This is a genomic window from Actinomycetota bacterium (assembly GCA_005774595.1).
GTDB lineage: Bacteria > Actinomycetota > Coriobacteriia > Anaerosomatales > D1FN1-002 > D1FN1-002.
The window spans coordinates 1-7352 of record VAUM01000039.1 but is presented as its reverse complement, the minus strand read 5'-3'; the positions used below and the strand labels follow the sequence as shown (position 1 = coordinate 7352).

The 7352-nt window shown below is 72.5% G+C and carries 7 protein-coding genes; all 7 read right to left on the bottom strand.

The features are described 5' to 3' along the window. Positions 1-71 precede the first annotated feature (71 nt). The 7 genes from FDZ70_02905 to FDZ70_02875 all read right to left on the bottom strand — a co-directional run bounded on the left by FDZ70_02905 (position 72) and on the right by FDZ70_02875 (position 7304). A complete protein-coding gene (locus FDZ70_02905) occupies positions 72-1403 on the bottom strand; it encodes an HD-GYP domain-containing protein (protein TLM79488.1) in 1332 nt (443 codons plus the stop codon). A gap of 14 nt (positions 1404-1417) precedes the next feature. Further along, complete coding sequence (feoB, locus tag FDZ70_02900) at positions 1418-3451, bottom strand: ferrous iron transport protein B (protein ID TLM79487.1); 2034 nt, start codon at positions 3449-3451, stop codon at positions 1418-1420. 2 nt (positions 3452-3453) lie between these two features. Then, complete coding sequence (locus FDZ70_02895; GenBank protein TLM79486.1) at positions 3454-4113, bottom strand: metal-dependent transcriptional regulator; 660 nt, start codon at positions 4111-4113, stop codon at positions 3454-3456. A gap of 466 nt (positions 4114-4579) precedes the next feature. After that, the gene (gene queD / locus FDZ70_02890; GenBank protein ID TLM79485.1) at positions 4580-4945 is read right to left on the bottom strand and encodes a 6-carboxytetrahydropterin synthase QueD; all 366 of its coding nucleotides are present in this window, start codon (positions 4943-4945) and stop codon (positions 4580-4582) included. Positions 4946-4993: 48 nt separating this feature from the next. Then, positions 4994-5449, bottom strand: coding sequence for a ribonuclease HI family protein (locus FDZ70_02885; protein ID TLM79484.1), 456 nt, complete (start codon positions 5447-5449; stop codon positions 4994-4996). Then, positions 5446-6174 carry a hypothetical protein gene (locus FDZ70_02880; GenBank protein TLM79483.1) on the bottom strand — a complete coding sequence of 243 codons (729 nt, stop codon included), beginning with the start codon at positions 6172-6174 and terminating at the stop codon, positions 5446-5448. Before FDZ70_02880 ends, FDZ70_02885 begins: the two co-directional genes overlap by 4 nt. After that, a complete protein-coding gene (locus FDZ70_02875; GenBank protein TLM79482.1) occupies positions 6174-7304 on the bottom strand; it encodes a Nif3-like dinuclear metal center hexameric protein in 1131 nt (376 codons plus the stop codon). Before FDZ70_02875 ends, FDZ70_02880 begins: the two co-directional genes overlap by 1 nt. Between the last annotated feature and the right edge of the window lie 48 nt (positions 7305-7352).

Below are 7352 nucleotides of genomic sequence, written 5' to 3'. Positions count from 1 at the left end.
CCCGCCAGCGCGCGGCCGCGGTCGAAGAACCCGCCAGCGCGCGGCGCCGGCCCGCGCACGCGGCGCCCGTCCTACCCCGCCCGGACCGCCTCGTCACCGCGGTCATGCGCGGGGTGGTACAGCATCGGCTTGATCTCGCCGGAGTCGATGGCCCGCACGAACGCGTCGACCACGCCCGGGTCGAACTGGATCCCGCGGAACCTCACGAGCTCCTCGCGCGCGGCGGAGATGCGCATCGCGGGCCGGTACGGGCGGTCCGTCGTCATGGCGTCGAACGCGTCGGCCACGCCGATGATGCGCGCGAGCGCCGGGATGCGCTCGCCGGACAGCCCCTCGGGGTAGCCGCGGCCGTCCCAGCGCTCGTGATGGTAGAGCACGATGTCGCCCAGGTCCCGCAGGAACGGGATCGAGCCGATGATCCTCGCACCCATCTCGCTGTGCGCCTTGATCTGCTCGAACTCCTGGTCGTTGAGGCGCGCGGGCTTCAAGAGCACCTTCTCGGGCACGCCGATCTTGCCGATGTCGTGCAGCAGGCAGGCGCGCTCGAGGTCGGTGAGTTCGCGCTCGGAGAGCCCCATGAGCCGACCGACCGACACCGCGTAGTCCGTGACGCCGAGCGAGTGCTTGGCGGTGTAGCTGTCCTTCGTGTCGACGGCGCTGATGAGCGCCTGCAGGGTGCCCATCGAGTACTCCTCGAGGTCGGCCATCGAGCCGGCGAGCCGCTCGTTGACCTCCTCGACCTCGTCCTCGCTCTCCACGAGCCGGTTCTGTATCTGCCGCACGACGCCGACCTGGCTCAGGTACAGGATGCCGAGGCCCGCCGCCACGACCGCCCACAGCGTCAGCGTGGTCGACCTCACCGACCCGGCGACCGGCTCATACGAGGTGTAGACCTCGACGACGCCCTCGACCGGGCCGCGAGGCTCGAAACGCAGGGGCGAGTACACCTCGATGACCTTGCCGAACAGCCTCGTTTGCGGCTGGCTGTCGTCACCCTCGTCGGACTCGTCCACGGCGAGCGCCACGACCTTGCCCGCCATGGCGCGCTTCAAGTCGCCCTCCCCGTCGAACACGGCCCCGATGCCCTCGCCGTCCGCGGAGTAGAGGAGCTTGCCCTCCGGCCCGAACACCTTCAGGTTGAGCACGCCGCCCGGGCGCATCTGCTCGGCGAAGACCACATTCAGGCGCGAGACCGCGGCCTGGTCGAGGTCGCGCGACAGGTCGGCGCCGTCCAGCGCGGGGATCACGGCGGCGTCCCAGGCGCCCGCGTGCGCGGCGCTCCACTGGTCGACCACGGTACGCTCGACGCTCCACCGCACGACGAGGCCGACCACGACCACGAGCACCACGACGGGCACGAGGCTCCGGAAGGCGAACTGCCGCATGACCTGTGAGCGTTGCATGTCGTCCGTTGTGCCTATCGTCCGTTCACCAGGTACGGCAGGGCACGCGCGGCGACGCCGCCGGCCCCGAGCGCCGCGATGACCGTGATCGACGCGATCCCGCCTGCGGCCTTCCAACCGAGCCGCCGCCACAGGACGGCGAGCGTCGAGACGCACGGCACCGCGAGCGTGTTCACCAGAGCATAGACGAAGACCTGCGACTGCGTCATGAACCCGCTCACGTCGCGCACGTGCGCGCCGTACGCGACCACGGCAAGCGTCACCAGCAGCTGCAGCGCAAGCTCCTTGCGCAGCACGCCGAGCAGCAGGGTGAGCCCCGCCACCGACGGCAGGCCGAGCCAGCCCACGACCACCGGGTCGAGCACGACGGTGAGCTTCCACAGCCAGCCGGTCTCGTACAGGCCGCCGAGCAGGATCGACCCGACGATGACGATCGGGACCGCCTCGGACAGGAACGAGCGGAACTGCACCCACGCCTTGCGCCACACGCCGGACAGCGTCGGCCGCCGGAAGGGGAACACCTCCATGACCAGCCCCGACGACGTCCCCGGCAAGAACCTCTGCAGCAGCACGCCGACGGTGGCCGTCACCACGGCCGAGACGGCGAACACGCCGAGCGCCGGAAGCACGCCGAGGAACGCGCCGACCGAGCCGAGGATGACCGCCGTCCTCGCGCTGCACGGCACCATCGTCGCGAGCGTGGACGCGATGAAGCGCTCCCGTTTGCTCGGCAGCGCGCTCGCCGACAGCACCGCCGGGACGTTGCAGCCCGCGGCCGCCACGAGCGAGACGACCGCCAGGCCGTGCAGGCCCAGCTTGTGCATCGCACGGTCGGCGAGGAACGCCACCGAGCTCAGGTAGCCCGAGTCCTCCAGCACCGAGAGCATCACGTAGAAGGTGAGGATGTACGGGATGCCGACCCCGAGAGACGCCTCGACGCCGGCGAGCCCCCACCGCAGCAGGTCCGCCACGATCCCGGACCCGACCGTCCGCGCGAGCAGCACGTCGAACGGGCCCGAGACCGCCGCGCCCCACAAGGCGGAGAACCCGGTCGCGAGCAGGTTGCCGACCCAGAACAGGAGCCCGAACACCGCTCCGAGCACGCCCAGCAGGATCGGCAGGCCGGTGGCCAGCGAGGTCGTGAGCGACCAGGGGTCCCGGCCCGCGTGCGCGTGCGACCCGCCGCGGACCTGGACGCGGTCGGCGATGCGGTCCGCCTCGGCGTAGCGCTCGCGCGCCACGACGCCGAGCGCGCCCCCGGCCACGACCGCGAGTTCGCGGCGCACGGAGCGCGCGATCTTGGCGACGGCCACCGCGTCCGCGCTGCCGGTCAGCCGCGACTCGACGCCGTGCGGATCCTCGAGCAGCTGGAGCGCGAGCGCCCTAGGCGGCAGCCCGTACGGCGGGTGCTCGACGTGCGCGCACGCCTCCGTGAGCGGTGCTACGAGCCGCTCGAACGCGGCGGCGTACCGCGGAGGCCTGCGCGAGTCGCGGCCGGCGTCCGCGCCCTCGACCGCGAGTTCGAACGCCTCCGCCACGCCGACCCCGTGCGCGGCGACCATCGGCACGACCGGCAGACCGAGCGCCTCGGACAGCGCGTCGAGGTCGGTTGTGATCCCCCTGCGTTCCGCCTCGTCGTGCAGGTTGAGCCCGATGACCGGCGAGAACCCGAGGTCGAGCAGCTGCAGCACGAGGTAGAGGTTGCGCGACAGGTTGGTCTCATCGACGACCGCGACGACCGCGTCGGGCGGCGCCTCCAGCAGCGCGCGGCGCACGTTGCGGTCCATGTCGCCCCTGCCGCCGAGCGAGTACACGCCGGGCAGGTCCATCACGCGGACGGTGCGCTCGCCGAGGATCGTCGTGCCGACCGCCACCTCGGTCGTCGTGCCCGCGTAGTGCGCGGTGGTCACATCCGAGCCGGTGAGCTGGTTGAACGTCGTGGACTTGCCGACGTTCGGGTTGCCGGCCAGCGCGACAGTCAGCCCCGGTACGGCGCCGGCGGCGGGCTGCGCCTCGGTCCGTGAGACGTGTGCGTGCGAGTGCGCCATCGCTACACGCTCACGCCCACGACGACGATCTGTGCGGCGACCTCGCGTCCGAGCGCGTACTGCGAGCCACCCACCTCGACGAGCAGTGGCCCGTGGAACGGCGCCACGTCCACGACCCGCAGCACCGTGCCGGGCAGCAGGCCGAGCGACGTCAGGTACGACAGCAGGGCGTCGTCGTCCTCGGCGACCTGCACGACGCGCACCGCGTCGCCGGGGAGGCTGTCGGTCAGCTGGTGGCCGTGCACGGTGCCGACCGTCCCGTCCGCGGCCGGGATCGGGTGGCCGTGCGGGCAGACGTCCGGCATCTGCAGGAACTCCTCGAGCGCCTGCTGGACGCGGGGCGACAGCGCATGCTCCCACTTGCACGCCTCGTCGTGCGCCTCGTCCACCGGGATGCCGAGCACATCGGTGAGGAAGCGCTCGGACAGGCGGTGGCTGCGCACCACGCTGAGTGCGCGGGCCTCGCCCTCGCCGGTGAGCTTGACGCGGCCGTGCGGGCGCGTGAGCAGGCCCTTGGCCTCGAGGCGCTTGAGCTGCGACGTGACCGTCGGGGCGGCGACGCCGAGAGCCGACGCGATCTTCGAGGGGCGCACGGCCTCCTCACGGCTCAGCTTGTAGATGACTTCGAGGTACTCCTCGGCGGTCGCGCTCTCCATGGCCACACCGGCTTCCGGCGCCTCGGCGCAGCCCCGTCGGCCGCGCCTTGTTAGCACAGCCTAACATGCGGCGTGAGATATGCCACCCGCCTCGCGACGAACGCGCCGTGGCACCGTTCACCCACCGATATCGACCGTCCGCGCGCAGGCGGGCGCCTTCCGTCAGGAACCACGGCGAATCGCGCAATCCGTCTTGACGGGTCCGAGGAGCAGCGGTAGCTTGAATCGCGTCCCGAGAAGTCGGACCGAGCGAGTCACGAAAGCCAGCGTACCAGCTGCTGCCGACGAGGGATCTGAACGGATGGGCATGACGCGAGTCGTCCCGACCGGCGCGGATCGCTCAACGGCGTGAAACGGGAAGCTGAGTAGTAAGGACTCCGCAAGGCGAGGTTTCTCGGGACACCTCTTTGTATTCGGGCACGGGCGCCCTCGCGGGCGCCCGTCGCGCATCCGAAGGACCGGGCGCCGCGCCTCAAGGCCGGTAGACCAGCCGGGCGACCGGCGACTCCCACACGGCGACCTCGACCACCCGCACGCCCTCGCCCACCGTCTCGGCGAGCGCGTCGTACACGACCCGCGCGAGGTTCTCGGCCGTGGGGCCGATGCCGTCGAAGGGCGGCACCGCGTTCAAGTGCTTGTGGTCGAAACGGCCGAGCACGGCGCGCAGGTCGTCTTTGAGCGTCTTGAAGTCGTAGACGATGCCGACCTCGTCGAGCGCCTCGCCCGCGACGGTCACCTCGACGTCCCAGGTGTGCCCGTGCAGCGCGCTGCACTCGCCGGGATAGCCCGGCAGCGAATGCGCGGCGTCGAAGTGGTCCTTGACGGTGAGCTCGTACACCTCGGTCACCTCCGGGGCGCGGCCCGCCTGCTCGGCGGCGCGTCGGCGTCAGAACAGCGTCATGCGGTCCGTTTCGACCGGCCACGGCGCGTCGCCGGCCTGCTCGCCGGTGTCGAGCGCCTCGTTGACGAGCGCGTCGGCGGCGGCGTTGTGCTCGCGCAGCACGTGCGCGATGCTCCACCGCTCGAAGCCGCGCAGCAGCTCCATGACGCGCAGGTAGAGCGGCTTCATGTTGGCGTGCTTGACCTTGTACGCGCCCTCGACCTGGCGCACGACGAGCTGGCTGTCGGCGAACACGTCGACCTCGTCGGCGCCGAGCGACGCGGCGGTCTCCAGCCCCCAGATCAGCGCCTCGTACTCGGCGACGTTGTTGGTCGTCGAGCCGAGGCAACGACCGCCGCTCGTCACCACCGCACCCGAGCCGTTCTCGAGCACGAACCCCGCGGCGGCGGGTCCCGGGTTGCCGCGCGCTCCCCCGTCGGCCCTCAGCACGTAGCGCGTCACGCGCCGGACTCCGGGACGCGGACGACGATGAGACGCCGGCACATGGGACACTCGGCCACGTCGGGGCCGTCGAGCAGCACGTGTACGCGGTCGGCGGGGATCTCGATGCCGCACGCGCCGCAGGTCCGCTCCTTGAGCACCCCCACGCCTATCCCGTGCCTCGATCCGCGGACGCGCTCGTAGGACGCGAGCGTGCCGGCGGGCACGGACTTGCACAGCGCGTCGCGTCGCGCCTTCAGGCGCGCGATCTCGGCGAGCACCTCGCCGCCGGCCTTCTTGAACGCCTCGGTGAGGCGCTCCTCCTTGGCGGCGAGCTGGCCGATGGCGGCCTCGATGGTGGCGGCCTGCTTGGCGGCCTTCTCGGCCTTCTCCATCAGCGCGGTCGTCTCCATCTCGAGCTTCTCCTTGCGCCGGCGCAGCGCGTCGAGCTCGCGCGAGAGGTTCGCGACCATCTTGTGGTCGGTGATCTCGCCCCCGGTGAGCTTCGCCTGCTCGGCGGCCATCTTCTCGGTGAGCGAGGCGATCTCGTCCTCGCCGCGCGTCACGGCCCGGTCGACCTCGCCGCAGTACTGCTTCGCCTTCTCCAGCAAGCCCGCGACCTCGGCGGCCTTGTGCTTGACGTCGAGGATCGCCTGCTTCTCGGGAAGCGTGTCGAGGCGCTTCTCGGCGCGCACGATCTCGAGGTCGGCTTCCTGCAGCTCGATCAGCGCGGTGACGGGGTGCATCAGACCTCCGGGTCCACGACGCGCCAAGCGACGCGCGGCTCTTCGACGACGACGGCGCCCGGGTCAAGGCCCGGGGTCGTGCGGACGATCTCGGCGAGCACGGGCACGAGCGGCCACTCGGTGGCGTCGTGGCCCGCCTCGACCACGGCGAGGCCGGCGGCGGCGGCCTCGGTCGCGTCATGGTAGCGCAGCTCGCCGCAGACGAGGACCTGCGCGCCGCAGGCGAGCGCGGCTTCGACCAGCGAGCCGGCCGACCCGCCGCAGGTGGCGATCGTGGACACCCGGGCGGAGCCGTCGCCCCACACGCGGGGGCGGATGCCGAGGGCGGTGGCGGTCATGCGGGCGACCGAGTCCACCGTGGCGTGCCGCGGGGCGCCACAGACACGCCCCAGACGGGCGGCTCCCCGTGAGATCGACGCTGCGTCCACGACGATGAGCGGCTCCTCGTACGGGTGTACCGCGCGCGCGGCCGCAGCGACCGCACCCGCGCGATCGGGCGGGCACACGGTCTCGACGCGCACCTCGTCGGCGCACTCGGGCGCGCCGGGGACGCCGACCGCGGGACGTGCCCCCGCCAGGCCGAGGAAGCGGCCCTCGCCGGGCGCGGCGAACGAGCAGTCGGCGTACAGGCCGATGCGGCCTGCACCGGCCGCGGTCATCGCACCGGCAACGCGATCGGCGGCGTCGGGCGGGCAGAACACGGTGATGCGCGAGACCGGCTGCGTACCGGACTCCAACGGCTCGCGAGGAACGAGCCCGAGCGCTCGCGGCAGCGAGTCGGCGCCGGCCGGGTCGCGGTCGAGGTTCGTGTGCGCCGCGACGAGGGCCACGCCCGCCGCGAGCGCCGCGACGACCGTGGCCTGCGGGCCGCTCGCGGCCGCCACGGGTGCGGGCGCGGTCAGGTATGCCGGGTGGTGGGTGACGAGGACGTTCGCGCCCGCACCCGTGGCGAGGGCGACGGCGCCCGGCGACGGGTCGAGCGTGACGTACGCGCGGGTGAGCGGGGCGGCGCCGTCGCCCGCCAGCAGGCCGACGCGGTCCCAGTCCTCCGCCCACGCGAAGGGGGTGCGCGCGTCGATCGCGGCGACGAGGTCGCGGACGGTCGGGGTGGTCGGCGTGGACGCGCTCACGGGAGCGGCACCTCGCTCGGCTGCCGGCTGCGGAACACGAGCACGGAC